This window comes from Mycobacterium sp. NAZ190054, from assembly GCF_001545925.1.
Lineage (GTDB): Bacteria > Actinomycetota > Actinomycetes > Mycobacteriales > Mycobacteriaceae > Mycobacterium.
Genome location: NZ_LMVQ01000461.1, coordinates 1 through 1280, shown reverse-complemented (window position 1 = coordinate 1280; position 1280 = coordinate 1). Strand labels below are relative to the sequence as shown.

At 69.5% G+C, this 1280-nt stretch carries 1 protein-coding gene and 2 pseudogenes; 1 reads left to right on the top strand and 2 read right to left on the bottom strand.

From position 1 onward, the window contains the following. Positions 1-655: pseudogene (locus ASJ79_RS24260) on the top strand (hypothetical protein); the annotation flags it as partial. On the opposite strand, the gene ASJ79_RS24255 reads toward ASJ79_RS24260, so the two are convergent. Together ASJ79_RS24255 and ASJ79_RS32765 are read right to left on the bottom strand one after the other, a co-directional pair. Continuing rightward, on the bottom strand, positions 652-1131 hold the full coding sequence (locus tag ASJ79_RS24255; RefSeq protein ID WP_231751009.1) for an SRPBCC family protein: 480 nt from the start codon (positions 1129-1131) through the stop codon (positions 652-654). The pseudogene ASJ79_RS24260 and the gene ASJ79_RS24255 sit on opposite strands and share 4 nt — an antisense overlap. Positions 1132-1148: 17 nt before the next feature. After that, positions 1149-1280 (bottom strand): annotated as a pseudogene (locus tag ASJ79_RS32765) (DUF899 family protein); the annotation flags it as partial.

Below are 1280 nucleotides of genomic sequence, written 5' to 3'. Positions count from 1 at the left end.
GTCCCCGTTGGTGTACAACCAGCGCGACCCGAAGCTGCCCGACCTGATCGTGTGCCGCCCCGAGTTCGCCGAGGCGGTGGCGCCCGACGGCGCGCTGTGGACGGCCAACAACGGTCGCGACAACGTCGCCTACCCCGGGCCGGGCCCCGACTACGGACAGGTGATCCCCGAGTACGTCGGTGACCACCCACCCGAACAGATCGCCGAGCTCACGCCCGGACGCGAACTCGGCTGGCCGTACTGCAACCCCGACGGCGGACCCGCCGATTTGCCGTTCATCCGCGACGTGCAAACCAATCCCGATGGGGCGCAGATGGATTGCGCGGCACTGCCACCCGTCGAGCAGAGCATGGGCGCCCACTCGGCGCCGCTGGGGCTGAGCTTCGTCGACGGCGAACTTCCGGCGCCGTACAGCCGTGGCGCGCTGGTCGGGGTGCACGGATCGTGGAACCGGCAGCCGCCCCGTGCCCCGGAGGTGTCGTTCTATCCGTGGCAGGACGGCGACCTCGGCGACCAGCAGACCCTCGTCGGCGGCTTCCAGGCCGAGGACGGCTCACGGTGGGGCAGGCCCGTCGCCGCCGTCGCCGGACCGGACGGCGCGGTCTACATCACCGACGACGCCGCCGACGCGATCTACCGGCTGGCACCGGGCTAGCCGGACGCCGTCGCCAGCCGGTTGAGTACCGCGGCCATCTGCTTCTCGGCGTCACCGGCCCGCTTCTCGAACGCGAGTTTCAGCAGCGGGCTGAAAAGCTTTGCCGAGCCGTGCATTTCGAGGTCCGCCTGGAAGGTGACCACCGAGCCGGAGCCCCTGGCGCCGACGGTGATGGTCTCCACGGCCCTGGACGACTGGTTCTCCCCGACGAACACCACTCTGCGGTCGGTCAGTTCCTCGAGCTGGTAGGTCAGTTCCGTGGTGACCCCGAGAATTCTCGACACGTTGTGCCAGAAGGCGCCCTCGACGACGGGGCCGGTGTCGATGCGCTCACAGCGCCGGGTGCCGGGATCCCACTGCTCGGCGTGCCCGAAGTCCTTGAGGTAGCCGACGACGAGTTCGGGCGGCGGACTGACGGTGAAGGTGCGAGTCACGGTTGGCATCTCCTCCGGGTACCCGAACGGCCGCCGGGTCATCCACGGACGCTACGTCACACAGCGATCAACGGGAAGGTGTGGCTGAGCTGTTCGGTGCCGCGGCCGTTGGTGTGCCATGTCCGGTACACGGTGTCGCCGTCGCGCAGGAGCACGTTGACCCCGAAACCGGTGTTCGGCGCGGCGTCGAC